This window comes from Streptomyces dysideae (assembly GCF_001514305.1).
Taxonomy (GTDB): domain Bacteria; phylum Actinomycetota; class Actinomycetes; order Streptomycetales; family Streptomycetaceae; genus Streptomyces; species Streptomyces dysideae.
On the sequence record NZ_KQ949093.1, the window covers coordinates 119,254 to 143,881 of the forward strand.

The following is a 24,628-nucleotide window of genomic DNA, read 5'->3' on the forward strand; positions in this document are numbered from 1 at the left end:
GCGGCGCCGTCCACGTACGGGGACAGCTTCGGCGGCAGTCTGGACGGCGAACGCTCCTTCACGTTCAAAAACAGGACGTACCAGCACCCTCCGCACGCAGCTGCCGGGATCGGCACGCCGTGTACTACCGCACGAACCTCACCATGCGGCAGCTTGCGTCGCTGTTCGGCGTCTCGCTCACTCCCTTTGCTTGGCCGCGAAGTGGACAGAGTGGGCGGTGAGCTTCTCCAACAGGGCGATCAGCGTCTGCTGTTCGTCCGCGCTGAGGGAGCCCGCCCACTGCTGTTCGCGTTCGTTGTGCGCCTGGAATGCGGTGGCGATCGCCCGCAGACCGCTGTCGGTGAGGCTGAGGTTGACCGCGCGTCCGTCGTGTGGGGCACGCGCCTTGATGACAAGACCGTCGCGTTCCAGCGTGCTCACCAGCGCTGACACGGCAGCGCGGCTCATACCGGACAGCTCCGCGACCCTCTTTGCCTCGGCGGGGCCCGACAGCCAGATCGCGAACAACACCCGAAAGCCAGGCCAGGACCACCCGCGGGGCCGGTGGACGGTCGATTCGAGGTCGTAGACCAGCATGTTCGCGGCCCGGTGGAGGGTGAGCACCAGCCGCATGGCAAGCGGATCGATACCGGGCAGCTCGCGGCTCGCGCGGTCGATCGCGTAATCAATGAACGACCAAAAATGCAGGTGATCGCCGTCCGGCTGTTCGTGGGTCACACCCCGAGTGTAGGCCGGACGAGTGCACGGTCTCCGGCTTGCCGGATCCGGCTGGTGTCATGAACCCGTCGTAGAGGGATCTGGGCACGGTCCTGCGACCAATTCACCGTGGGCCAGGCTGTGCTGGGCCGGACGCAAGGGTCCGGTGGCGGAAATCGGCGAACGGCTTGGCTCGTCTGGTGAACTTCGCGCGGGCGGGCCCGGCGAGCAGCACGGGCATCTCCGCCGCGACGAACTCCTGACGCTACCTCCCGAGACGGTGATGTGTACCGGACACGGTGAGAACACCACCGTCGCGGCCGGGGCTCCGCGTCTCGCAGAGTGGATCGCCCGAGGACACTGAGCGAGCCCGGGGCGCCGGACACCAGCCGACGCCTGGGGCTGCCTGCCGTCAGGGGTTGTCGCCGACCGCCGTCCGGGGCAGCCGCTCCGCCTCCGCGGCGCTGGCCGAGTCACGGGGCAGAAGCCATACGCACACGAGGCTTACGCCGCAGATGCCCACCAGCAGGAAGTTCGCCAGGAATGGAGGCGCCAGCCCCCCCCGTCGGCGAACCGGTCCGCGCCGAGTCCGTTCGAGGCGGACAGGAAGACCAGGTTGGCAAGGATGAGTCCGGCCGGCACGCCCATCTGCGGGAAGCTGCCGTAGAAGCCTCTCTTGCCGGGCGGAGCGTGCTCGACGGCCATGAGTGCGGCGCCGCCCCGCTCTCCACTGACGCCAAGGCCCTGGACGAGCCGCAGTAACACAAGGAGCAGCAGGGCCCAGACACCGATGGCATCGTATGTCGGCAGAAGACCGATGAGGGTGGTGGCCAGTCCCATGGTCAGAGACAGCACGAGCATGGCTTTGCCTCCGATGCGGTCGCCGAAGTGGCCCATAAGGCCCCTCAGGGGCGCGCCAGGAAGCCGACCGAGTACGTGGCGAATGCGGCCAGCGTGCCTGCCGTGGGCGAGAAGTGCGAGAAGAACTGCCTGCTGAACACCAGGGCTGTGCCGTAGATGAAGTAGTCGTACCACTCGACGGCGGTGCCGGACACGGGGGGCTCCTGCTGAGAAGCGGGGGCTCGGCACGAGAGAGCGCGTGCCGACGCGAGAGGAATGCGGGCCGTTCCGCCCACGGTCCGGAGCTGTGGCCCGGACCATCAATGGCCGGTCCCACGGCGCCGCGTGCCGCACTGTAAGGGGCTGGGCTGGCTTCCCTCCTGCAAGACTTCCGGCGGGTATTCAAAAGTTCGCTCCCTGGGGTTCCCAACAACGCCAGTTCCCAGTACCGTCCAATTAATCAAAGCTTTGATTGTATGCTCCTGAGCGGTATCCCCCTGATTCGTCCCCTTGGTAGGGACGGGTATGCCCGGAGGGGTATCCCGCCCGGTGTTCCTCCGGGCCCCCGACCGCGTACCCATCCACTCATGCGTCACCATGCCCCGTGAGAGGCGGCTTCCTTGTCCAATGTGTCGTCGGGGCGGCCCGCGCCGCCCCCTTCCGATCCCCCTGCCGGCCAGACCATCGGCGGTCGTCGCCGCTCCATGCGGTTCCTGCGGGGTGCCGCTGCCACCGCTGCCGCCACTGCCGCTCTGGCGGTGCTGGCAGTCCTACTGTCCGGCGCGTCCGGGTCGTCGGGCACTGCAGCGCAGACAGCCGGTTCCGGCGACCTCGCCACGCTGGACTCCCAGGTCGCGAAGCCTGTCGGCGTCGACCCCGTTCGCGGCTGTGGCCAGCTCGCCAAGGAGAACCTGGCAGTTGACGACGAAGCCCCTGCGTGGGTGGGCAGTGCCAAGGTTGTCGCGGCCTCGGACGGCATCGCTGAGCATTGTCGGGTCGTCGGTTACATCGAGCCTGCCATTCGATTCGAGGTCAACCTGCCGACGGACACATGGAATGGCCGTTACTTCCAGACCGGCTGCGGCGCCTTCTGTGGCTGGGTCCCGGCCGAGAGCTGCATTGACGCCCAGCGGCTCAACTTCGCGACGGCGGCGCAGAACATGGGTCATGACCTCACGGGAGTGGGCATGTTCAGCGCCCTGTGGGCCCGCGACCCGGGGCTGCGAGAAGACTTCGCGCATCGCTCGACCCACGTCACCGCGGTGGCCACCAAGCGACTGATCGAGCTGTACTACGGCCAGCGCCCCGAGCGCTCGTACTTCGGCGGCTGCTCCTCCGGCGGCCGTGAGGGCCAGATGGAGGCGTCGCGCTACCCCGATGACTTCGACGGGATCGTCTCCGGTGACCCGGCGCACCCCCAGCGCCTGGGTGGTGTTTACAACAACTGGATCGCCCGGCACAGCCTGCGCCCAGACGGCTCGCCGATCTTCAGCCAGGCCAAGGCGACCTGGCTGCACAAGCAGGTCATCGCGGCGTGTGATGATGCCGACGGGCTGACCGACGGACTGATCGAGGACCCACGCAACTGCACGTTCGATTTCGCCGACCTGGCCTGCGCAAGCGGCGAGGACGCGGCAGGTTGCCTCACTGGCAAGGAGCTCGCCGCGGTAAAGAAGTTGTACGGCTTCCCGCGAAACAGTAAAGGCCGGATCCTCTACCCTGGGCGGGTCGAGCTCGGCCAGGAGATGCAGCTCGCCGACGCCAAATCGCTCGGTGAAATGGGGCAGTTGTCCATGGAGTGGCTCCGCCACGCCGCCTTCCGGAAAAACCCGCCCGGCGACTTCGACTTCCGTGACCTCGACTACGACCGTGACCCGGCCAAGCTGCGCAAGATGCTGCCGCTCTACGAGGCCAAGCCAGACTTTCGCAAATTCCAACGTGCCGGCGGCAAGATGCTCGTCTACCACGGCTGGGCTGACATCGGCGTGGCGCCGCGGGAACAGCTCGACTATCTCGCCGAGGTCCGCAAGCGGATCGGATCGCAGACTGACGACACCGTCCGGCTGTTCTTGATACCCGGCATGAAGCATTGCGGTGGTGGCGTTTACCCCGTCGATGGCCGCGATGTGGGGACACAGAGCCTGCTGCGGATGGTGAATTGGGTCGAGAACGGCGTGGCGCCCGACCGGCTCGAGGTCGGCTACGGCGCCAAGGGGACTCAGGGTGGATTCCCTGGTCCGATCGAGGGGCCGGTCGTCCGCAACCGCCCTGTCTTCTCCTATCCGCAGGTCGCACGTTACGACGGCTCAGGCAGCACCGACGACGCAGCGAACTTCGTGCCCGCAGCGCCGCCGGTCGACCACACCGGCAGCGAGGACATCGCCTGGAAGTGGTGAGCCACCCACCCCTGTCGGGAGTCGCTGGGTGGCTACCGGACAGGTGTCGAGGTTCAGGGTCACGTGTCCGGGTAGATACGGGCTCATGTGCCCACCTGACTGACCGTCAGGCGACGCTGGGGGCTGCTTCGAGGGCGGCGAGACGGTTCTTCAGGCGGTAGCTGGGGCCGTCGATGGAGATGGCGTCGCAGTGGTGGGGGAGGCGGTCGAGGATGACGGTGGCCAGTACCTCGTCAGAGCCCGTGAGCTGCGCGAACTCCTCGGCATGCCCACCGACGAGGCAACCGTCAACATCACCCGCAGCCACCTCGGACGCCTCACCCGCCAAGGCTTCCTCACCCAACCCGGACGAGGCCGCTACCAGAAACGGACTCAACGTCCACTGACTTCTCGAACTTGCGGCAAAGCTGCCGCGGAGCGGCAGCCCTCAAGTTGACCACCAAGGCGGCGAGGATCACATCGCGCAGCGCCATTCGCCTCAGCATGGTGAACATCTTGATCGGGTCGTGTCCCGCGACGTGGTGTAGGGGATCAAGCGCTGCGCGTTCCGATTCGAGGCACAGGGCGATCTGTGCCGAGACGGTAGTCCACGAGACCTCCTGGCAGGGCGAGTTGGACACCCGATCGGGCCGAGCCACCGTCCCTGGCCTGCGGATTCCGGCGCCTTGATCCCCTACACCACCTGGCGGGACGCCACCCTTGATCGATCCTTGTCGTTCGGTGACGAGCAGCTCAACCGCACCCCTGTGGCGTACACCACACCATGTTGGCATCACCAGCCATTTCCGTGGTTAACTGCAGAGGTGCAGATGTCCAACATTTGGAGGTTTGATGGAAGGCTTGCGGCAGCCTCGCCGCGCGTCGACCCTGGCCGCCCAGGTTTCCGACCAGTTGCGGGAGCAGCTGGCGTCCGGGCGATGGCCGGTGGGCACGCGCATCCCGGGCGAGATGGAGCTGGCCGAGATGCTGGGGGTCAGTCGGAACACCATCCGGGAGGCGTTGCGGGCGCTGATTCACCTCGGCCTACTGGAGGCTCGGGTCGGGGACGGCACCTACGTCCGGGTGACCAGCGAGCTGGAGGCGGTCCTGCTCCGGCGGGCGGCCACCACGCGGCCTGCGGACGTTCTGGAGCTGCGGGCGGTGCTGGAGGAACACGCCGCGGGCCTGGCTGCCGAGCGGCGGTCGGCGGCGGATACCGCCCGGCTGCGTGAGCTCTTGGCGGCGGCTCGCGAGAGCAACCGCTCCGGATCGATGGCGCGGGTCGCGGCGGCGGACGGCGCCTTTCACCTCGCTGTCGTGCGGGCCGGTGGCAACGAGCTGCTCGTGGAGCTCTACGAATACCTGGGTAATGCCCTGTCGGCGCTGTTGGCCGCGCTGCCGTGGGACGCCGAGGTCACTGCCGAGCACGAACACTGGCATGGTGCGCTGGTCGACGCGATCGCTGCCGGCGACGCGGTCGCTGCCCGGAACGCGGCGTCCACGCTGGTCGGGGTAACCATCCGGCTGAGCGCAGCTGCCACCGCCAAGCAGGACGGCACGGCGGGAACTGGTCGTTATGCGGATGAATGACTCGGACGGCTCTTCGCACCGGACGATCGATGCTGCGTCGGGACGGCGGCGGTCCATGGTGTGGCTGCTCGTGGGCATCGTGCTCGTCGCGGCGAACCTCCGTGCCGCGCTGACCGGGGTGGGTTCGCTGCTTCCCCGCATCGAGGTATCGACCGGCCTGTCCAGCACCTGGACCGGGCTGCTCAGCACGCTGCCACTGCTCACCTTCGCCGCCACCTCGCCGTTGGTTGGCCGGACCGCACACCGCTACGGCGCGCCCCGCGCCCTGGTCGTTTCGCTGGCCGTGCTGGCAGCCGGACTGGTCATGCGGTCCCTGCCCGGGGTGTTCTTCCTGTTCGCCGGCACAGTGGTGATCGCGGCCGCGATCGCCTACGGCAACGTCCTGATGCCGTCGGTCATCAAAAGGACCGTGCCGGAAAACCGGATCGGGCAGGCGACCGGCCTCTACGTCACGGCGATGAGCCTGCTCGCCGCGCTCTCCTCCGGGGTGTCGGTGCCACTGGCCGAACACCTGCCGGGCGGCTGGCGCACCGCACTGGGAATCTGGGCGGTGCTCGCCGTGCTCGCCCTCGCGATCTGGCTCCCGCGATACCGGCGCACCGGCCCCATGGCGGCACCACCCGTCGCGCGAGCGCGCATCCCCTGGCGTTCTCCCCTGGCTTGGCAGGTCAGCGTGTTCATGGGCCTGCAGTCCCTCGGCTTCTACACCATGATCGCCTGGCTGCCCAGCATCCTCCATGACCATCGGGTGGGCGAGGCCGCTGCCGGGTGGCAGCTGTTCCTCTTCCAGATGGTCGGCATGGTCTCGAGCAGCGCCCTTCCCATCCTGGCCCGCAGAGTCAAGGACCAACGGATCCAGGCCGCGGCCGGCTCGGTGATCGTCGCGCTGGGCTACGTGCTACTGGCCGTGGCCCCGCAGCTGGCCGTCGTGTCCAGCGTGCTCATCGGCCTGGGCGGCGGAGCCTGCCTTGTCCTCGCCCTGTCCTTCCAAGGCCAACGGGCGGCCGATCCTGAGCAGGCGGCAGCACTGGCCTCGATGGCCCAGTCCGTCGGCTACCTGGTGGCCGCCGCCGGGCCGCTCCTGCTCGGGACACTGCGCGACCTCACCGGCAGCTGGACACTCCCACTCCTGCTGCTGGTCGCCCTGACGCTCACCCAGGCCGCCGTCGGCGCCCGCGCCGGCCGCGACCTGCACCTGAACTCCCCGTCCCCCGCTCCCGTACCCATCGGAGACTGACCGCCATGACCACGACCGCCCCCTTCAGCTACCTGGACACGCCGACAGCGGCGCCGCTGGAGAGGTGCTGATCCTGGCCGAGCACGGCACCGATCCGGTGGTCATCCAGGCCATCGCCGTGGCAGCCGCCTACCGCAACGCCGAGGTGAACATCCTGTCACACCGCCGTTCCACAGGGGGTGCAGGCCAGTTCCTGCATGGGAACACGGTCGGCTCTGTTCGCTGGTGTACGTCAATCCCTTCGCCTCGGCTGAGTGAGCTGCGGAAGCACCACGACCAGCTGTTGCCGGTCGAGAACATGACCAGGGCATCCAGAAGGACAGGGCGGCTATTCCTTCCGGGCTACCACCGGACAGAGCCTCATCAGGCACATCCATCGCCCTGGTCATCCCACCCCGAACACCACCAAGCTTAGGAGAGCAACATGAGCAACCTCGCGTTCGCGTCGGCGACGCGCCTCGTCGCGGCGCTGGCACGTAAGGAGCTGTCGAGCAGCGAACTGCTCGACTACTACCTGGAGCGCGTCGCGCGCCTGAACCCCACGATCAACGCGGTCGTGGTGCTGGACGAGGAGCGGGCGCGCGAGGCAGCCCGCGCCGCAGACGCGGCGATCGCGGCCGGCCGCTCGCTCGGCCCCCTGCACGGGCTCCCGATGACTGTCAAGGAGTGCTTCGAGACGGCCGGCATGCACACGACCTGCGGCGCTCCCGCGTTCGCCGACAACGTGTCCAGTCACGATGCTGTCGCGGTCGCACGGCTGCGCGCAGCGGGCGCCGTCGTGTTCGGCAAGACGAACCTGCCGATCTGGTGCGGCGAGGGTCAAGCGTTCAACGAGGTCTACGGCACGACAAACAACCCCTGGGACCTGTCGCGCGGGCCAGGCGGCTCGTCGGGCGGTTCCGCCGCCGCAGTAGCGGCGGGCCTGACCGGGCTCGAGCTCGGCAGCGACATCGCCGGCTCAATCCGCAACCCCGCCCACACGTGCGGCGTCTACGGCCTCAAGCCGTCCCAGAGCGTCGTGTCGCTGCGCGGCCACATGACGGGACAGCCGGGCGCGCTCGCGCCCCGGGATCTGGCCGCCGCCGGCCCACTCGCGCGCAGCGCCGACGACCTCGAACTGGCGCTCGACGTGCTCGCAGGGCCGATCGAGGAGGAGCGCACGGCCTGGCGGCTCGAGCTGCCGCCTCCACGCAGGCGAGAGCTCGCGGACTTCCGTGTCGCCGCGTGGCTGGACGACCCGTGGGCACCCGTCGACGCCACGGTGCTCGAGCTGCTCCAGGACGCAACCGGCGTGCTCGAACGCGCGGGGGCTCGCGTGGAACGGCGGCCAGGCCCGGTCGCGCTGGAGGCGTCGGACCGCATCTACCGGCGGATGCTGATGGGGGCTGTCTCGATCGGACTGGGCGACGAGGAGGTGGCAGGGATCGACGCAGGACTGGCACGGGTCCCAACTGCGGCCGACGACGTCGGCACACGCCACATGCGTGGCCTTGTCCAGCGTCATCGCGACTGGCTGCGTGCCGACGAGGAGCGCTGGCAGATGCGCCGCCGATGGGCCGACTTCTTCCGAGACTACGACGTGCTCGTGTGCCCGGTGCTGTCGCTGCCGGCGATGCCGCACGACCAGTCGCCAGACTTGGATGCGCGCGTGATCGAGGTCAACGGGATTACGCGACCGCAATGGGACCTCGTGACGTGGGTCGGCCTCGCCAATCTGCTCGGCCTGCCCGCCGCGTCAGTGCCGATCGGCCGCACGCGCGGCGACGGCCTACCCGTCGGCTTGCAGATCATCGGTCCGTACCTTGAGGACCGAACTGTGATCGAGCTCGCCCGCCACGTCGCCGAGCACGTGTCCGGCTTCGAGGCACCGCCCCGCTCCCGCGCCTGACGTCCGCACACCAGCAGACGAAAGAGCCATGAGTGCGCTGTGGTTGACACATCTCGATGCGCCAGCGGATCTTTGCCAGGCGGACCAGGTCGGCCGGCGGAGGTGAGACGCTCTCGCCGTGGTCACGTGGGTGGCGCCCTGAAGACTGGCTTTGCCGAGAGTTCCCTAAAGCTGATCATGTGCGATCCCTTGCGGCCGGCCCTACCGGTCCGGCCGCAAGGGCCCGGCGGCAGAAGTCGGCGAAAGCCTTGGCTCGTCTGGTGAGGCTTGCGTGGGCGGGCCAGGCGAGTAGTACGGGCATGTCCGGCACCTCCTCCCGGATCTCGCATTCGGCCAGTGGCGCGCCCTCGTGGCTGATACCGGAGGCGGGCCGCTGGATCAGAAGTGAGTAGCCGAGGCCCCGCGCCACCAGTGACCGCACTGTCTCGAAGCTGCTCGTCGTGTGTCGGATCACAGGCCGAATACCGTGCGAAGCGAGCAGCTCCGTGAAGTAGTGCCGACTCGGCGGGCTGTCGAGCATGACCATCGGTTCGTCCGCGAGGTCGTGCAGGCTCACCGGCGCCTGTCCGGTCAGGGGGTGCGCGCGGGGCAGGAGCGCATGCGGCCGGGTGATGTAGAGCGTCTCCTGCCGGATCCCCGGCTGCAGGTCGAGGTCGTACAGCAGGGCCATCTCGCAGCTGCCGTCGAGAAGTTTCTCCTGCAGTTCCACCTGAGTGCCCTCCGTGAAGCTCAACCGCACCGTCGGATGTTCGGTGGCGAAGCCCTCCAGCACGCCGGGCATCAAGAACGGGGCCAAGGTCGTGTAGCAGCCGACCGTCAGGTTCCCGGAGAGCTCCCCGCCCAGGTTGCGCGCACTGGAGACCAGCTCGTCCGCGTGGGCGAGCAGGGGGCGCGCGTCGGCGAGCACGGAAAGGCCGGCCTGGGTGATCGTCAGCCCTTTTGCCTGGCGGCGCAGGAACAGTTGGACGCCGAGGGTGCGCTCGAGCTCGCTGACGGCCAGGGCGATCGTCGACTGGGAGATGTGCTCGCGTGCCGCGGCGCCCGCGATGGTTCCGGCCTCAGCCGCCGTCACGAAGAACCGGAGCTGGCGCAGTGAGAGCGTCATGGTCCATACCTCAGGATTCCTGTGGTTGTTGTCGGCGCATTACTCGATTCCAGAGTATTCCGTGCTCAGGCGGTGTACCGCACAGTCGTTGCAACCCGATGCGGCCGACATCCCCTGTCCGGATGTCGCCGACACCTGAGGAGCCGCCATGCCCATCGCACGCGATCTCACCAGCAAGGACCTCTACGCCAACCCGTATCCCGTCTACCGCGCGCTCAGGGACGACGAGCCCTGGGCTTGGTCGGACGGGCTGGGTATGTGGCTCGTCAGCCGCTATGAAGACGTCGTCTTCGTCGATGAGCACCCCGAGATCTTCACCGCGCACCAGGAGAACTCCCTCGCCGAGCGCACCATGGGTCTGGTCATGATCCGTACCGATGGCGACGCCCACCGCAGGCTGCGCTCCGCTGTGGACGGCCCGCTGAAGCGTCGCAACGTGCGTCAGCAATGGTCGGCAGGGCTCACCTCGCACGCCACGGAACTCGCCGGGCGGTTGGCCGAGAAGCCGGAGTTCGACCTGGTGTCGGACTTCGCGGCGCCGTTCGCCGCTCAGGCGCTGATGCGGACGGCGGGGCTGCCCGACGTGACCACCGGGCAGGTGGTCGAGTGGTCGCGTGCCTTCATCGCGGGTCTGGCCAACCACGACGACGACCCGGCGGTCTGGGAGCGGGCCGGACGCGCCAGGACCGAGGTGGGGGAGCTGGTCCGCGAGGCCGTCGCCCGGGTAGCGGCCGCACCGGACCACACCGTGATCTCCGCGATGGTGCACGCCGAGCTCGCCGAACCGCTGACGGCCGAGGAGATCGCCACTCAGGTGCGCCTGATGATCTCCGGCGGCTTCAACGAGCCCTGGCACGCGCTGGCCACCCTGGTCTGGCAGCTGTGTGAACAGCCTCAGCTGCGCGACCGCGTGCTGGCCGACTCCGAGGCCCTCGACGCGGCCATCGAGGAGACGATGCGCTGGCTCACGCCCGTCGGAGCCTTTCCGCGCCAGCTCGCCGTCGACCACACGGTGGGGGATGTGACCCTGCGGGCCGGGGACAAGCTGCTCGCGCTCGCCGCGTCGGCCAACCGGGACGACCGGAAGTTCGCCGCCCCCGACGCCTTCGACATCGACCGTCCCGAACTGTCGGACCACCTCGCCTTCTCGCTCGGCGCCCACTACTGCCTCGGCACCTATCTGGCGCGGGAGCAACTCCGTACCGCGGTGCCCGCACTGTTCAACTCGCTCACCGGGCTGCGCGTCAGCAGCACTCCGACCCTGGTCGGATGGATGTTCCGCGGACCGGAATCGGTCCTCATGCGTCACGACGCCCAGGGCGTGAAGGGAGCGGCACAGTGATCCAGCTCTGTCCGATCGCGGACCTCACCCCCGGTGCGGTCACCCGGATCGCCAGGCCCGACGTGCCGGTTCCCCTGGCACTCGTCAAGGTCGGCGAACGTGTCTTCTGCGTCGACGACACCTGCTCCCACGAGACCGCCTCGCTGTCCGACGGCTGGCTCGACGGCCATGAGATCGAATGCCCGCTGCACGAGTCCCGTTTCGACCTGCGCACCGGCAGGCCCGACTGCCCGCCCGCGCGGCGGCCCATCCGTACACACGTCGTGCAGGTCGTCGACGGCATGGTGTGCGTCGAGGAGGCGTCGTTGGCGTTGACCGCGGAGACCGCGCGATGACCACGATCGCCGTCGTCGGCACCGGACTGGCCGGTGTAAGAGCTGCCGAGGCCTTGCGCGCCGAAGGCTACGACGGGCGTCTCGTGCTGGTCGGCGAGGAGGCCGCGCAGCCCTATGACCGGCCTCCGTTGTCCAAGCAGGTGCTGCTGGGCAAGTGCGAGAGCCAGGACATCGCTCTGACGGACGAAGACCTGCGTGCCGTGCTCGACGCCGAATGGCTGCTCGGTACCCGCGCCACCGCCCTCGATCCGGCCTCCCGGGCGCTCACCCTCGTCGGCGGGCGAAGCCTGCACGCGGACGGTGTGGTCATCGCGACGGGAGCCCGCGCTCGCACACTTCCCGGAATGCCGCAGCTGCACGGGGTGCACACCCTCCGCACGCTCGATGACGCACACCGATTGCGCGAGGACCTGTCCCGTCCCGGCCGGGTCGTCGTAGTGGGAGGCGGGTTCATCGGCGCGGAGGTCGCCTCCTCGGCGCGTGCCCTCGGACACGAGGTGACCATCGTGGAGTACGAACAGAAGCCGCTGCTACGTCAGTTGGGGCCCGAGGCCGCCGGCATCCTGGGCCGCCTGCACACGGACCACGGGGTCGCTCTGGTGACCGGCGTGGGTGTCACGGGCCTCGTCGGCGAGGAGGGGGTGCGAGAGGTGGAGTTGTCCGACGGCCGCCTCCTTCCCGCGGAGGTGGTGGTCGTCGGCGTGGGAGCCGTGCCCAACACCGAGTGGCTGACGGGTTCCGGCGTCGCCTGCGACAACGGCGTCCTCACGGACGAGCGGTGCCGGACCACCGAGCCCGGTATCGTCGCGGCGGGCGACGTGGCCGCGTACCGCTGCCGCGGGGGGCGGCTGCGCATCGAGCACTGGACCAACGCGCGGGACATGCCAGTCATCGCAGCCGGATCGCTGCTGGCCACGTTGCGAGGGCAGGACCCTATGGCCCAACCGGTCCACGACCCGCTGCCCTATGTGTGGTCGGACCAGTACGGCGTCCACCTCCAGATCGCCGGCCGACCTGGCGTCGACGACATGCTCGAACTCGTCTCGGGCTCGTTCGACGACAGCTTCGCGGCCGTGTACCGACGCGACGGCGAGATCTCCGGCGTCCTCGCCATCGACAGCCCAAGGGAGTTCGGACGCTTGCGGCGGGATCTCCGCAGCGCCTGGAGCATCCGGTAGCCCAGCCGACGCGTCGCCGGCTCACTCAACTTTCCAGAGGAACACAGACATGTCTCATGCAGTCCGCGCTGTCGTGGCCCGCGACCCAGCGCGAGCGCAACGTCCTTGGCCGTCACCGGCCCCGACGCCTTCGCGACGATCTCCATGATCGGCCGACACTCCGGCGTGAGCACCTCCACCCCAATGCCTTCCTCGGCCCCCGCTTCTGGGAGTCTGTGCGGATCCACCGCCGAGAGGTCGCTCACCGTGGGCCGTAGCCCGAGCTCGCCCGCCAGGGCGGTGGCGATGTCGGTGGCCAGCTCGTCGGAGAAGAAGGTGCCGGGCACGCTCTGTGCGATGGCCCGCCGGAACAGGCCTCGTGCGCTCGGCATCGCCGACAGAGCGGCGACGGACCCGGCGCCGGCTGATTCGCCGAACACGGTGACCTGCCGGGGTCGCCGCCGAAGGCGGTGATGTTCTCCCGCACCCATGTCAGGGCCGCAACGTGGTCGAGCAGTCCGCGGTTCGCCGGCGCGCCCTCGATGCGGGCGAACCCCTCCATGCCGACTCGGTGGTTGAAGGTCACCACGACGAGATTCCCGTCACGGGCCAGCCGGCCGGCATCGTAGGCGGGGTCGTCGACGGAACCGAACGTGTAGGCCCTGCCGTAGATCCACACCATCACCGGGCGCCTCGTCGCCGGGTCCGGATCCGGTGTCCGGACATTGACGGTGAGCCAGTCCTCTCCTCCGGGCGCGGGAGTGGGTATGGCAGGGCTCAACGGCTCCTGCGGTGGCGGGGGACCGAACACGAACGTTACACGTGTGCCCTCCCATCGACGCACCGGCGGCGGCGCGGCGAAGCGCAAGCTCCCCACCGGGGGTTCGGCGAACGGGATGCCCCAAAAGACCGTGAGACCGTTCTCGTGGCGGCCGCGCACGATGCCCCCACGGTGGTGACGTCGGGAATCGGTTCTGTGGCCACGACACTCCTCACTGAGCTCTGCCGACCGCCATACGGTCGCTGTACGAAGACCAGGCGTCGGCTGCATGGTTCTTCAGGGTCCCGGACGGCCGCGCGGGTTTGATCGGGAAGCCGGGCGACGACGAGATCCTCGTCCGCCCACCCGCCCGCGGACGAGGGGATGGGCGGACGGGCGGACAGGCCGCGCATCATCCTCAGGATCGTGCGGTCCGAACCCGCGGGGGCTGCCTGTCCGCGACGGGCGGGCACCTCAGGCGAGCGAGGTCCACACGCTCTTGACCTCCGTGTACGCGTCGATGGCTCCGCTGCCCATCTCCCGGCCCCAGCCGCTGGCCTTGAACCCGCCCCAGGGGGCCGAGGCGTCCACCGGGTTGGGCATGTTGATGAACACCGTGCCCGCCCGGATGGAGCCCGCCACGCGGTGCGCCGCGCCCACGTCGCGGGTCCATACGGCCGCCGCCAGGCCGTACTCGCTGTCGTTGGCGCGGGCGACGGCCTCGTCCTCGTCGTCGTACGGCAGGACGGACAGCACCGGGCCGAAGATCTCCTCGCGGGCGATACGCATGTCGTCCCGTACACCCGTGAACACGGTCGGCTGGTAGAAGAAGCCCGGCAGGCCGTCGACGGGGGCCCCGCCGGCGAGCAGCTGGGCGCCTTCCTGGACCCCGCTGCGCACCAGCGCGTGGACGTGGGCACGGTGTTCGCCGGTGACCAGGGGGCCGAGCTCGGTGTCGGGCGCGCTGCCCGCGCCGAGGCGCATCCCGCTGACGGCCTTGGCGCAGCGTTCGGCGAACTCGTCGGCCAGGGAGCGGTGGACGAGGAACCTTGTGTAGGCGGCGCATACCTGGCCGCTGTTGAGGAGCGCGCCCTGAAGACAGCCCGTCACGGCCGCGTCCAGGTCGGCGCCGGGCAGGACGAGGCTCGGTGCCTTCCCGCCGAGTTCGAGCGAGACACGCTTGAGGTTGCCCGCGGAAGCCCGGACGATCTCCCTGCCGGTCTCGGTCGAACCGGTGAAGGAGACCTTGTCCACGCCGGGGTGCTCGACCAGGGCCCGGCCGGCCTCGGGACCTCCGGTCAGCAGGTTGATGGCGCCGTCCGGCACACCGGCGGCCCGGCACAGCTCGACGAGCCGCACCGTGGTCATCGGGGTCTGTTCCGCGGGTTTGACGATCACGGTGTTCCCGCAGGCGAGGGCCGGTGCGATCTTCCAACTCGCGATCATGAGCGGGAAGTTCCACGGCGTGATCAGCGCGCACACTCCCACCGGCTCGCGCTTGGTGTACTGCAGCACGCCGGGGATGGACAGCGGCGCCGTCTCGCCGTAGATCTTGGTGACCCAGCCGGCGTAGTGGCGGAAGTGCTCGGCAGCGGTGGCGACGCTGACCGCCATGGAGACGCCGAGCGGCTGGCCCTGGTCGCGTGTCTCCAACTCGGCCAGTTCCTCGGCGTGTTCCTCGATGAGGTCGCCGATGCGCCACAGGATCCGGGCGCGGGCGGCCGGGGTGAGTCCCGCCCACTCCGGGTTCTCGAAGGCGGCGCGGGCGGCGCGTACGGCCGCGTCGGCGTCCGCCGCTCCGGCGTCGGACACGGTGGCGTGCGGGCGGCCCGTGGCCGGGTCCAGGGTCTCGAACTCCGCTCCGGAGGCCGCGGCTTGCCACTCGCCACCGATGAGAAGGGTATTGGTCACAGCTGTGCTCCCAGGATGAGGTCGGCGCAGCGCTCGCCGATCATGACGGCAGGTGCGTGGGTGTTGCCGGAGGTGACGGAGGGCATGACGGAGGCGTCCGCGACGCGCAGGCCGGCCACGCCGTGTACGCGCAGCTGCGGATCGACGACCGCCATGCGGTCGATGCCCATACGGCAGGTGCCCACCTGGTGGTGATAGCTGAGGAGGGTCCGCTTGATGTACGCGGCGACCTCCGCGTCGTTACGCACGTACGGTCCGGGTGCGACCTCGCGGGCCCGCCAGTCGCCCAGCGACTTCTCCTCGCCGATCTCCCGCACCTGCTGCACGGCCCGCACCATGGCCGCGAGGTCCGACGGCTCGGAGAAGTAGCCGGGGTCCAGGGCAGGAGCCTGGGTGAGGTCGGCCGAGCGCAGCCACAGGCGGCCCCGGCTGAGCGGACGGATCGTCCCGGCGAGGACCGAGAAGCCGTGGCCCTCTTCCGGAACGTTCATGTCGGGCACCGGCAGTGGCAGGTGGGACATCAGCGGCTGCAGGTCCGGCACGGACAGCGCCGGGTCGGACTTGGCGAAGTAGTGGGCCTCCAGTTTGTTGGCCGTACCGTGCGGCACCGGCCGTGCCGACTCCCACACCACCGGAGCGAGGGTGTGGTCGTGCAGGTTCGCGCCCACTCCCGGCAGGTCCGCGGTCGCCCCGATCCCGAGGGCCCGCAGCTCGTCCGCCGGCCCGACACCGCTGAGCAGGAGCAGCTGGGCCGACCCGATGGTGCCGCCGGACAGGATCACGTCCCCTTCGCAGCGGATCTGCGTCGTACCGCCTTCGCGCAGCAGCTCGACGCCCCGCGCCCGGCCACCGTCCACCAGGACACGCGTGACCGCCGCGCCCGTCATCACCGTCAGCAGCGCACTGTCGAGCACCGGCTCCACGAAGGCGGTCCACGCGCTGACGCGCCTGCCGTCGCGGATGGTGCGGTGCAGCAGGTTCACACCGAGCTGGTCCTGGCCGTTGCAGTCGTCGTTGTACGGGATCCCGTAGTCCTGGCATGCCTCGATGAAGGCGGTGGTGACCGGGTTGGGGGAGTGGTTCCGGCTGACGGGCAGCGGACCGCCGGCCCCGTGGTAGTACGACGCGCCGTCCTCGAAGTCCTCCGAGCGTTTGAAGTACGGCAGCACCTCGTCGTACGACCAGCCCGCCGCTCCCTGGTAGGCCCAGCTGTCGTAGTCGGCCCGGTTGCCGCGGACGTAGATCATGCCGTTCAGGGCGCTGGAGCCGCCGAGGACCTTGCCGCGCGGCCAGAACACCTGGGTGCCGGAGGCGTGCCACTGGGGTTCGGTGGTGTACGCGTGGTCCTGCGGGGAGTTCCACAGCTCCCACAGGCGCCCGGGGTCGTGGATGGCCGGGTTGTCGTCCCGGCCGCCCATCTCGATCAGCAGGACGGTCCGGCCGGCGTCCACGAGTCTGCGCGCGAGCGCACAGCCCGCGGAACCGGCGCCCACCACGATGTGGTCGTAAACGGTGTGTGTTGCTCGCATGACGGGAGGGTCACAGGCGGACGGGGTACCGGCTTGTGCGGCGGTGCACGGGCTGTTGCGGAGGCGGGCACGAACGGCTGTGCACGGGCGGGCGGACCGGCCCTGTGGCCGGGCGCACATTGCCCCTGCTGGCCTGGGGGCGACCTGGCAGCTGCGGTGGGTGACCGGGCCGGACCGCGAGGGTGAACGGCCGCTTGCTGGGGCGGGCACGATCGGCAGATCCGCCGTGTTCGGGATGTACTACGACAGGCAGCGAAAGGGCAGCGGTCGCGTGACCGCCGCTGAGCGCTCGCTAAGCGCCCAGCCCCGTGGGCCCGGCCCCGCGTGCCTCCGACGGGCTCATGCCGTAGGCGCTCCTGAAGGCGTGGCTGAAGTGGGCGGGGTCGGGAAAGCCCCAGCGGCTTCCGACGGTGGCGACGGGCATATGGGCGAGCCCGGGGTCCGCGAGGTCGCGCAGGCACTCGGCGAGGCGACGCTCCCGGAGCCAGCCCGAGACCGTGTATCCCCGCTCGGCCAGCAGCTTGTAGAGGAAGCGCCGCGAGATGTGGTGGGCGGCCGCGATCCGGTCGGGGCCGAGCCCCGGGTCGGAGAGCCGCTGCTCCATGTACGTGAGGATCCTCCGGGCCAGCAGCTCCCGCCCGTCGTCCTGCTGCGTCACGTGCACGGCGCACCGGTCCGAGAGCATCGCGCCGACCAGGTCGACCGTGCTGTCCGCGAGCCGCTGCGTGCCGAGAGCGTCCAGTTGCCGCACATGCCCGGCCAGTCCGCGCAGGAACGGGTGCACCACGGGCCCCAGTCCGTCGCTGCACGACACGGTGGTGGCGATCACGCGGGTCAGGTCGCGCTCGGGCAACCGGAGCATGACCCGCGGGAACATCAGCACGAGTGTGCGATACCGCTGGTCGAAGTCGAGTGTGTACGGGTGCCGGGTGTCGTAAATGGCCAACTCGCCCGGCTTCAGCAGGGCCTGGCGGTCCGCCTGGGTCAACATGCATTGCCCGGCCAGCTGAAGACTCACCTTGACGAAATCGGCAGGGTCGGAGGCGATGTGCCGACGGGTGTGGGCGACGCCGTGCGGATCCGCGGCCACCACAGAGACCTGCACCGCGCCGAGCTGGGTGGTGTGCAGGGAGGCGCGGAAGTCGGGAACCTCGCGCGGCAGCGCTTCCAGCGGTACGAAACTCTGGCCGACCACTTCCCGCCAGAACTCGAAGCGTCCTGCGGAGGTGTCGTGCGACGGAGTCGTCATCGAGGGCATGGGTCTCCTCTGCGGGCCCTTCGGCAAGCCGGCCGGTAGGCGTGCCGCCGGATACTAACTGTCGTAGCCGGTTTTCACACAGTGCGATGAATGGGGTGTATGGGAACGTCTCGTGTCTGTCGAGGGCGCGGCGAGGGGGCCCGGAAAGGCGCGAAGCACCTCCGGGTCCCCCCCACCGCCCGGAGCATCAGCCGAGGCCGTCCGCACCCACCTGAACCGCGGACTCGTCGAGGACGGTGTCGGTCACGGGCTGCGGGTACCCGTCGAGGTCGAGGACGGGGGCGGCTTCCTTGTACCAGGATTCGATGACGGCGTTGCCCCAGAAGTCGCGGCGGCGGTCGTCGTGGACGTTCCAGCGGTACGTCTCGTGGTCGGGGTCGCCGGTGTAGTAGTCGGAGGTGTAGATCTCCACGCGGTGGCCGTCGGGGTCGCGCAGGTAGAGGTAGAAGGCGTTGGAGACGCCGTGCCGGCCGGGGCCTCGTTCGATGTGGTGCTCTTTGTGCAGCGAGCCGAAGATGTCGGCCGCGCGCAGTACCTGGTGGGACTCGTGGGTGGCCACCCCGAGGTGGTGCAGGCGCGGCCCGGCGCCGCCCGTGAAGGCGACGTCGTGGACGGTCTGCTTGCGGTACATCCAGGCCGCGTACAGCTCGTGCTCGTCACCCTCGATGGTCTCCGAGCAACCGAAGCCGAGGGACTGGTAGTGGGCGTAGGCGGCCGGGATGTCGGGGGTGCAGATGTTGAAGTGGTCCAGGCGGGCGATCTCGGCGCCGTGGCGGATGTCGTAGCGCTGGATGAGGCGCTCGGCGCGGGCGATCTCGTGGAAGAACTCCACGGGGAAGCCGAGCGGGTCGATGACGCGGACCGCGTCGCCGATACCGTGCGTTCCCTCGCCCTTCTTCAAACGCTTGACCGGGCAGCCGAGTTCGGCGAAGAACTTCTCCGCTTTGTCGACGTCCTCGGGGGTGCGGACGCGATAGGAGATGTGGTCGAGGGCCGCCAGGTCGCCCTTGCGCAGCACCAGCGAGTGGTGGGTGAGTTCGTCCGTGCCGCGCAGGTACAGCGACTCGGCGTCCTCGTACTGCACGTAGAAGCCGAGCATGTCGACCCAGAACCAGCGGGCGGCACCGAGGTCGGTGACGGCGAGCTGGGCGTAGGCGGACCGGACGACGTCGGGGGCGTTCGAGGCGGTCATGAGGTGGCTCCGAAGCGGGGGGTGTGCACCTCGCCGAGGGCGACGTGGACGATCTTCGATTCGGTGTAGAAGTCGATGGAGTGCGCGCCGCCCTCGCGGCCTACACCCGACGCCTTGACCCCGCCGAAGGGAGTGCGCAGGTCGCGGACGTTGTGGGAGTTGATCCAGACCATGCCGGATTCGACGGCGTGCGCGATGCGGTGGCCGCGCTTGAGGTCCGAGGTCCAGACGTAGGCGGCCAGCCCGAACTGCGTGGCGTTGGCGAGCTCCACGGCCTCGGTCTCGTCGTCGAAGGGAGCGACGGCGACGACGGGGCCGAAGATCTCCTCCTGGAAGATGCGGGCGTCGCGTTCGACGTCGGCGAAGACGGTGGGCTGGAGGTAGTTGCCGTCGGCGAGGTGGTCGGGGCGGCTGCCACCGGCGACCAGACGGCCCTCCTTCCTGCCGATCTCCACGTAGTTCAGGACACGCTCGTAGTGTTCGGGGTGTACCAGTGCGCCGACCTCGGTGGCCGGGTCGGAAGGGAGCCCGACGCGTACGTTGGCGGCCCGCTCCGCCAGTCGCCGGGTGAACTCCTCGTACAGCGGGCGCTCGACGAGTACGCGTGAACCTGCCGTGCAGCGCTCCCCGTTGAGGGAGAACACGCCGAACACGACCGAGTCCAGCGCGGCCTCGACGTCGGCGTCGGCGAAGACGACGACCGGGGACTTGCCGCCCAGCTCCATCGACACCGTCTTCAGGTGCTCGGCGGAGGACCGGATGATGTGCCGGCCGGTGTCGGTGGAGCCGGTGAAGGAGATCAGCGGCACGTCCGGGTGGTCGACGAGGGCCTGGCCGGCCTCCTCGCCGATGCCGTGGACGATGTTCACCACCCCGGCCGGGACACCCGCCTCTTCGAAGATCTCCGGCCACAGCGACGCGGACAGCGGAGTCCACTCGGCCGGCTTCAGCACCAGCGTGCAGCCGGACGCCAGCGCGGGTGCCAGCTTCCAGCTCTCCAGCATGAACGGGGTGTTCCAGGGAGTGATCAGCCCGGCGACTCCCACCGGTGTGCGCACCACATAGCTGAACTGGTCGTCGCCCTGCCGGAACGCCTCCTCGCCGAGGGCCACGGTGACATCCGCGAAGTAGCGGAAGTTCTCGGCGGCGCGCCGCGCCTGGCCGCGGGCCTGTGTGATCGGCAGCCCGGAGTCGTACGACTCGAAGGCGGCGAGCCGGTCATGACGGGCCTCGACGGCGTCGGCGATCCGGTACAGGACACCCGCGCGTGCCCGGTTGGACAGCCCGGCCCACTCCGGGGACGCGACCCGGGCGGCCGTCACCGCCCGGTCCACGTCGGCCGCGGAGCCACGCGCGGCCTGTGCGTAGGCCGTGTTGGAGATCGGGTCGGCGACGTCGAACGTGCGGCTGTCGGCCGCGTCCACCAGTTCGCCGCCGATCCAGTGCCGGATCACGGAGGGAAGGTGCTCAGGGGTGGGGCTCACTGCGCGGCTCCGATCTGCTGGGTGAGGTCGCCGCCCTCGGCGAGGAGCGCCCGGATCGTCGTCAGGCCCGCGTCGGTGGGGGTGATCAGCGGCGGGCGGACATGGGGTGACGCGATACGTCCCTGCTGGTGCAGCACCCACTTCGCCGGCGCCGGGTTCGTCTCGACGAACAGGAGGTCGACGAGCGGGTGCAGGCGGTAGTGGATATCGCGGGCACCGTCGAAATCGCCCGCCTCCCACAGCTCGTACATCCGCGCAACCGCGCCGGGCGCGAGATTGGCGACGGCTGAGACGAACCCCGCACCGCCGAGCGCCAGCAGCGGCAGACACAGCAGCTCGATGCCCGACCACACCAGCAGCGAGCGCCCGCAGGCGTGCAGGACGCGCGAGAAGTGCTCGAAGTCCTTCGTCGTCTCCTTCACCCCGACGAAGTTCTCGAAGTCGGTGAACAGCCGCTTCACTGTCTCCGGCGCGATGTCGACGGCCGTGCGCGAGGGCACGTTGTAGGCGACGATCGGCAGGTCCGGGAACTCCCGGGCCACCGTGGCGTACCACTGGTACAGCGCCTCCTGCGTGGGGCGCGCGTAGTACGGCGTGATGACGAGCGCTGCGTCGGCGCCCAACTCCGCTGCGGCGGCGGTGAGTTGGAGGGTCTCGTCGAGCTTGTGGGATCCGGTCCCGGGCAGGAACGGGACGCGGTCGCCGATCTCCTCGACCGCCGTCCGCATCCCCGCGATCCGCTCGCCGACGCTCTGCGCACTGGGCTCGCCGGTGGAGCCGCCCAGCGAGATGCCGTGCGAACCGGACTCCAGCTGGAAGCGGATCAGCGCGCGCAGGCTGTCGTGGTCGACGGCTCCGTCCGAGGTGAAGGGGGTGACGGCGGGAGCGATGGATCCGCGGATGGCGGACGGGTCGCTGCGGAATTTCATGTGTGCTCTCCTTGCGTGCTGTGCTGCTTGCGCCACCGCTCGTACATCTCGTGCCAGTCGGGACCGAGGGGATACAGGCCGTCGATGCCGTGTCCGGCGCGCACCTGCTCGGTGATGAAGCGCTCCCGCTGTTCCTGCTCCCGGCAGTCGGTGATCAGGTCCTCGGCCAGCTCGGGCGGCACGACGACCACGCCGTCCGCGTCCCCCACCAGCAGGTCGCCGGGCTGCACCAGGGCTCCGCCGCAGGCGATGGGCACCCCCGTGTCCCACGGCACATGGCGGCGGCCGAGGACCGAGGGGTGGGCTCCGCCGTGGTAGACGGGCAGCCCCAGTTCGGTGACGGCGACGCTGTCGCGCAGGCCCCCGTCGGTGACCACCCCGGCCGCGCCGCGCTGCTGGGCGCGCAGGGCGAGGATGTCGCCGAGGGTGCCGGCGGATGTGTCCCGGCGGGCGTCCATGACCAGCACATGACCGGGTCGCAGCTGCTCGACGGCACGCTTCTGCGCGTTCATGCCGTTGCCGTACCGCTTGAACAGGTCCTCGCGCAGCGGCAGGTAGCGCAGCGTGTGGGCGACGCCGACCATCTTCGTGTCCGGCCGTGTGGGACGTACCCCGTCGATGGACATGTGCGGCAGTCCGCGCCCCCGCAACTGTGCGCTGAGTGTGGCGACCGCGACCGAACGCAGTCCGTCCTCGATGCGTTCGTCGAGCTGGGGGCACCTCCCAGCGGTAGCTGGGGGAGGCTCGGGGGTGAACGCGGCTCCGTGGGCGGCCTCGCGTTCGGCCGCGTCCGTCCTCGGCATCGCTCCGTACGTCTCCAGGGCGGGCCCGGAGGCGATGGGGTTGCGCAGCCGCCCGGTGGACTGGCCGCTGCCGGTGACCTCGACCTCCACCGTGTCGCCGGGGGAGACGACGGACGCGCCGGCCGGCGTGCCCGTCAGGATGACGTCCCCGGGCTCCAGGGTGACCAGTCTCGACAGGTCGGCGACGAGCTGTCCGAAGGGGAAGAGGAGCGTGTCGGTGGTGTCGTCCTGCACGAGTTCGCCGTTGACCCAGGTACGCAGCTGGAGCGCGGCCGGGTCGAGTCGGCGGGCGTCCAGCAGGCGCGGCCCGATCGGGGTGAAGCCGTCCGCGCCCTTGGAGCGGAGGTTCGAGCCGCGGTCGGCATACCGCAGGTCGTAGACCCCGGCGTCGTTCGCGGCGGTCACCCACCGTACGTGGGACCAGCCGTCCTCCGGCCGCACCCGCTGGGCCCGGCTGCCGACGATCAGGGCGATCTCGCCCTCGAAGCCCAGGAGTTCACACCCCTGAGGGCGGACGATGGCCTCCTTGGTGCCTGCCAGCGACGAGGGGGGCTTGAGGAAGTAGGAGGGCTGGGACGGGATACGGCCGCGCTCCTTGGCCCGGCTGGGGTAGTTGAGATGGACAGCGATGATCTTCGACGGGGGGTTCCCCAGGGGGTGCGTCATCAGGAGCGCTCCAGGCTGCGCTGATCCAGGCTGTGCTGGTTCAGGAAGTCCTGGACCTTCGCCTTGTACGGCTCGCGGTCGTACGACTTCACGTACGCGCCGGCCATGCGGACGGGGTCGCCGAAGAAGTAGTACTCGTACAGGGCTTGGCGGCTGGAGAAGGCGGAGATGCAGGTGTCCCAGATGAGACGGAACAGCTTCACGCGCTCGGGGCCGGTGAGAGTGGCCGACTGGAGGTAGGCCTCGATGTCGGCGGCCGCCGGGCCGGTGATGTCGAGTTCGGTCGGGGTGGCCATCAGGCCGGAGGCGCCGAGCTTGCGCAGGATCTGCGGGAAGCGCTGGTAGAGCTTGGGGTAGAGGTTGCGGGCGGCGTTGAGGGGGGCCCAGGCCGGGGTCAGCACCCCGTACTCGTTGACCTCGGCGTCGGCTTCCGCCGCGCGCAGGAAGGCGCGCAGCGTCTCCAGGGTGGTGATGATCTCGGCGATGTCCTCCTGGACGTGCTGGAACTGCTCGATGCCGATGGCCTCCGTGAGCAGTGTCACCAGTCCGAGGATGTACTCGGTCTTGGCGGTGGTGCGGGTGACGACCTGGTGGGTCATGTGCACCACGGAGGCGGTCTGGGAGTAGAAGCCGTTGCACAGCTCGGCGTCACCGAGCGCGAAGCAGCGCTCGAAGGGCACGTGCACGTCGTCGAAGACGACCACACAGTCCGACTCCTCGAAGCGGGAGGCGAGGGGGTGGTCGTGGCGCGGGCGGTCGTAGTCGAGGGGCTCGCGGGCGATGTAGCGCAGGCCGGGGGTGTCGTTGGGGATGGCGAAGGCGTACGAGTACGGCTTGTCCTCGGGCGTGCCGCGGAGCACGGTCGAGGGGAAGACGAGCATCTCGTCGGCGAAGGGGGCGATGGTGGCGAGCATGCGCGCACCGCGGATCACCACGCCGTTGTCGTCCTCCTTCACGATGCGTGCCGCGAGCTTGCCGCCCGCCTGCTGGGTACCGGCCACGGCCCGGTTGACCTGCGGCGGGATCAGCGTGTGCGTGCACAGCAGATCTTCTTCGCGGGCCTTCTCGTAGTAGCGGCGGATGTTCTCGCCGAAGGCGGGGTCGGCCTGGGCGAACCAGTCGGCGGCCGAGGCGAGCGCCATCAGGGAGCTGTTCATGTAGTCGCCGGTGCGGCCCAGCATGCCGTTGCTGTGGTCGGCCCACACCTTGAACGCCTCACGGCGCTTGACGAGATCGTCGGGTGTGCGCGGAGTGAGGAAGGACGTGCCGACCGGCTCACCGGAGGTGGGGGAGGCGTATGTGAGGACGTCCTTGTGTTCGTCGCTGTGCTGGAGGTCGTACAGCTCGGCGTAGGTCCGCACCACGTTGCGGAAAGCGGGGTGTTCCTGGATTCCTCCGGTGAGCGTCTCGCCCTGGATGTGCACCGTGGGGCGGGACTGGGAGAGGCGCTCGAGGAATTCCTTGCCGGTGCGTGCGGCCATGGTGGTTCTCCTGGGGGAGTGGGCGTGGGGCGGGGCTTGAGAGGGGGGCG

General features: G+C 69.6%; 19 protein-coding genes and 2 pseudogenes. 7 read left to right on the forward strand and 14 right to left on the reverse strand.

What is annotated here, in order from left to right; genetic code table 11:
• Positions 1-177: 177 nt before the first annotated feature.
• From AQJ91_RS27310 to AQJ91_RS58400, 3 genes are all read right to left on the reverse strand, one after another.
• Positions 178-717, reverse strand: a complete 540-nt coding sequence (locus AQJ91_RS27310) for a MarR family winged helix-turn-helix transcriptional regulator (RefSeq protein WP_067026752.1) — start codon at positions 715-717, stop codon at positions 178-180.
• Between the two features lie 483 nt (positions 718-1,200).
• Positions 1,201-1,557, reverse strand: a complete 357-nt coding sequence (locus AQJ91_RS58395) for an MFS transporter (RefSeq protein ID WP_407696926.1) — start codon at positions 1,555-1,557, stop codon at positions 1,201-1,203.
• A gap of 44 nt (positions 1,558-1,601) precedes the next feature.
• The gene (locus AQJ91_RS58400) at positions 1,602-1,751 is read right to left on the reverse strand and encodes a hypothetical protein (protein ID WP_407696927.1); all 150 of its coding nucleotides are present in this window, start codon (positions 1,749-1,751) and stop codon (positions 1,602-1,604) included.
• Positions 1,752-2,165: 414 nt separating this feature from the next.
• Here AQJ91_RS58400 and AQJ91_RS27320 point away from each other — a divergent pair, with 414 nt between their 5' ends.
• Positions 2,166-3,932 carry a tannase/feruloyl esterase family alpha/beta hydrolase gene (locus AQJ91_RS27320; protein ID WP_234383014.1) on the forward strand — a complete coding sequence of 589 codons (1,767 nt, stop codon included), beginning with the start codon at positions 2,166-2,168 and terminating at the stop codon, positions 3,930-3,932.
• Positions 3,933-4,038: 106 nt separating this feature from the next.
• Here the strand turns inward: AQJ91_RS27320 and AQJ91_RS27325 are convergent.
• Positions 4,039-4,191, reverse strand: a pseudogene (locus AQJ91_RS27325) (ATP-binding protein); the annotation flags it as partial.
• Positions 4,192-4,763: 572 nt separating this feature from the next.
• Between AQJ91_RS27325 and AQJ91_RS27335 the strand changes: the two are divergent.
• The 3 genes from AQJ91_RS27335 (at position 4,764) to AQJ91_RS27345 (ending at position 8,626) form a co-directional block, all read left to right on the forward strand.
• Complete coding sequence (locus tag AQJ91_RS27335; protein WP_067026760.1) at positions 4,764-5,501, forward strand: FadR/GntR family transcriptional regulator; 738 nt, start codon at positions 4,764-4,766, stop codon at positions 5,499-5,501.
• A 55-nt stretch (positions 5,502-5,556) separates the two neighbouring features.
• Positions 5,557-6,738, forward strand: a complete 1,182-nt coding sequence (locus AQJ91_RS27340) for a CynX/NimT family MFS transporter (protein ID WP_234382974.1) — start codon at positions 5,557-5,559, stop codon at positions 6,736-6,738.
• Between the two features lie 424 nt (positions 6,739-7,162).
• Positions 7,163-8,626, forward strand: a complete 1,464-nt coding sequence (locus AQJ91_RS27345) for an amidase (protein ID WP_067026764.1) — start codon at positions 7,163-7,165, stop codon at positions 8,624-8,626.
• Positions 8,627-8,801: 175 nt separating this feature from the next.
• Here AQJ91_RS27345 and AQJ91_RS27350 read toward each other — a convergent pair whose 3' ends face one another.
• The gene (locus AQJ91_RS27350; protein WP_067026766.1) at positions 8,802-9,731 is read right to left on the reverse strand and encodes a LysR family transcriptional regulator; all 930 of its coding nucleotides are present in this window, start codon (positions 9,729-9,731) and stop codon (positions 8,802-8,804) included.
• 148 nt (positions 9,732-9,879) lie between these two features.
• On the opposite strand from AQJ91_RS27350, the gene AQJ91_RS27355 reads away from it, so the two are divergent.
• Genes AQJ91_RS27355 through AQJ91_RS27365 form a run of 3 tightly spaced genes read left to right on the forward strand, consistent with a single transcriptional unit; the run spans position 9,880 to position 12,586 of the window.
• Positions 9,880-11,073, forward strand: coding sequence for a cytochrome P450 (locus AQJ91_RS27355; RefSeq protein WP_067026768.1), 1,194 nt, complete (start codon positions 9,880-9,882; stop codon positions 11,071-11,073).
• Positions 11,070-11,408 (forward strand): bifunctional 3-phenylpropionate/cinnamic acid dioxygenase ferredoxin subunit, encoded by a 339-nt coding sequence (locus AQJ91_RS27360; protein WP_067026770.1) that lies wholly within the window; start codon positions 11,070-11,072, stop codon positions 11,406-11,408. The genes AQJ91_RS27355 and AQJ91_RS27360 overlap by 4 nt, the downstream gene beginning before the upstream one ends.
• A complete protein-coding gene (locus AQJ91_RS27365; RefSeq protein ID WP_067026772.1) occupies positions 11,405-12,586 on the forward strand; it encodes an NAD(P)/FAD-dependent oxidoreductase in 1,182 nt (393 codons plus the stop codon). The genes AQJ91_RS27360 and AQJ91_RS27365 overlap by 4 nt, the downstream gene beginning before the upstream one ends.
• Positions 12,587-12,783: 197 nt before the next feature.
• Here AQJ91_RS27365 and AQJ91_RS50055 read toward each other — a convergent pair.
• The 9 genes and pseudogenes from AQJ91_RS50055 to hpaB form a co-directional block, all read right to left on the reverse strand.
• A pseudogene (locus AQJ91_RS50055) lies at positions 12,784-13,505 on the reverse strand (carboxylesterase family protein); the annotation flags it as partial.
• Between the two features lie 294 nt (positions 13,506-13,799).
• The gene (locus tag AQJ91_RS27370) at positions 13,800-15,236 is read right to left on the reverse strand and encodes an aldehyde dehydrogenase family protein (protein ID WP_067026774.1); all 1,437 of its coding nucleotides are present in this window, start codon (positions 15,234-15,236) and stop codon (positions 13,800-13,802) included.
• Positions 15,233-16,765 carry a GMC family oxidoreductase gene (locus AQJ91_RS27375; protein ID WP_067026776.1) on the reverse strand — a complete coding sequence of 511 codons (1,533 nt, stop codon included), beginning with the start codon at positions 16,763-16,765 and terminating at the stop codon, positions 15,233-15,235. The genes AQJ91_RS27370 and AQJ91_RS27375 overlap by 4 nt, the downstream gene beginning before the upstream one ends.
• Positions 16,766-17,057: 292 nt before the next feature.
• Positions 17,058-18,023, reverse strand: coding sequence for an AraC-like ligand-binding domain-containing protein (locus tag AQJ91_RS27380; protein WP_067026778.1), 966 nt, complete (start codon positions 18,021-18,023; stop codon positions 17,058-17,060).
• Between the two features lie 187 nt (positions 18,024-18,210).
• On the reverse strand, positions 18,211-19,215 hold the full coding sequence (hpaD, locus tag AQJ91_RS27385; protein WP_067026780.1) for a 3,4-dihydroxyphenylacetate 2,3-dioxygenase: 1,005 nt from the start codon (positions 19,213-19,215) through the stop codon (positions 18,211-18,213).
• Positions 19,212-20,699 carry a 5-carboxymethyl-2-hydroxymuconate semialdehyde dehydrogenase gene (gene hpaE, locus AQJ91_RS27390; RefSeq protein WP_067026781.1) on the reverse strand — a complete coding sequence of 496 codons (1,488 nt, stop codon included), beginning with the start codon at positions 20,697-20,699 and terminating at the stop codon, positions 19,212-19,214. The genes hpaD and hpaE overlap by 4 nt, the downstream gene beginning before the upstream one ends.
• A complete protein-coding gene (gene dapA / locus AQJ91_RS27395; protein ID WP_067026783.1) occupies positions 20,696-21,628 on the reverse strand; it encodes a 4-hydroxy-tetrahydrodipicolinate synthase in 933 nt (310 codons plus the stop codon). The genes hpaE and dapA overlap by 4 nt, the downstream gene beginning before the upstream one ends.
• On the reverse strand, positions 21,625-23,097 hold the full coding sequence (locus AQJ91_RS27400; protein WP_067026785.1) for a fumarylacetoacetate hydrolase family protein: 1,473 nt from the start codon (positions 23,095-23,097) through the stop codon (positions 21,625-21,627). Before AQJ91_RS27400 ends, dapA begins: the two co-directional genes overlap by 4 nt.
• On the reverse strand, positions 23,097-24,578 hold the full coding sequence (hpaB, locus tag AQJ91_RS27405; RefSeq protein ID WP_067026787.1) for a 4-hydroxyphenylacetate 3-monooxygenase, oxygenase component: 1,482 nt from the start codon (positions 24,576-24,578) through the stop codon (positions 23,097-23,099). The genes AQJ91_RS27400 and hpaB overlap by 1 nt, the downstream gene beginning before the upstream one ends.
• Positions 24,579-24,628: the final 50 nt, after the last annotated feature.

What these genes read in the sequence shown, in the direction of transcription:
- AQJ91_RS58395 (WP_407696926.1), bottom strand. Translation starts at nt 1,557, where the DNA reads ATGCTCGTGCTGTCTCTGACCATGGGACTGGCCACCACCCTCATCGGT.
- AQJ91_RS27335 (WP_067026760.1), top strand. Translation starts at nt 4,764, where the DNA reads ATGGAAGGCTTGCGGCAGCCTCGCCGCGCGTCGACCCTGGCCGCCCAG.
- AQJ91_RS27340 (WP_234382974.1), top strand. Translation starts at nt 5,557, where the DNA reads ATGGTGTGGCTGCTCGTGGGCATCGTGCTCGTCGCGGCGAACCTCCGT.
- AQJ91_RS27345 (WP_067026764.1), top strand. Translation starts at nt 7,163, where the DNA reads ATGAGCAACCTCGCGTTCGCGTCGGCGACGCGCCTCGTCGCGGCGCTG.
- AQJ91_RS27350 (WP_067026766.1), bottom strand. Translation starts at nt 9,731, where the DNA reads ATGACGCTCTCACTGCGCCAGCTCCGGTTCTTCGTGACGGCGGCTGAG.
- AQJ91_RS27355 (WP_067026768.1), top strand. Translation starts at nt 9,880, where the DNA reads ATGCCCATCGCACGCGATCTCACCAGCAAGGACCTCTACGCCAACCCG.
- AQJ91_RS27365 (WP_067026772.1), top strand. Translation starts at nt 11,405, where the DNA reads ATGACCACGATCGCCGTCGTCGGCACCGGACTGGCCGGTGTAAGAGCT.
- AQJ91_RS27375 (WP_067026776.1), bottom strand. Translation starts at nt 16,765, where the DNA reads ATGCGAGCAACACACACCGTTTACGACCACATCGTGGTGGGCGCCGGT.
- AQJ91_RS27380 (WP_067026778.1), bottom strand. Translation starts at nt 18,023, where the DNA reads ATGCCCTCGATGACGACTCCGTCGCACGACACCTCCGCAGGACGCTTC.
- hpaD (WP_067026780.1), bottom strand. Translation starts at nt 19,215, where the DNA reads ATGACCGCCTCGAACGCCCCCGACGTCGTCCGGTCCGCCTACGCCCAG.
- dapA (WP_067026783.1), bottom strand. Translation starts at nt 21,628, where the DNA reads ATGAAATTCCGCAGCGACCCGTCCGCCATCCGCGGATCCATCGCTCCC.
- AQJ91_RS27400 (WP_067026785.1), bottom strand. Translation starts at nt 23,097, where the DNA reads ATGACGCACCCCCTGGGGAACCCCCCGTCGAAGATCATCGCTGTCCAT.
- hpaB (WP_067026787.1), bottom strand. Translation starts at nt 24,578, where the DNA reads ATGGCCGCACGCACCGGCAAGGAATTCCTCGAGCGCCTCTCCCAGTCC.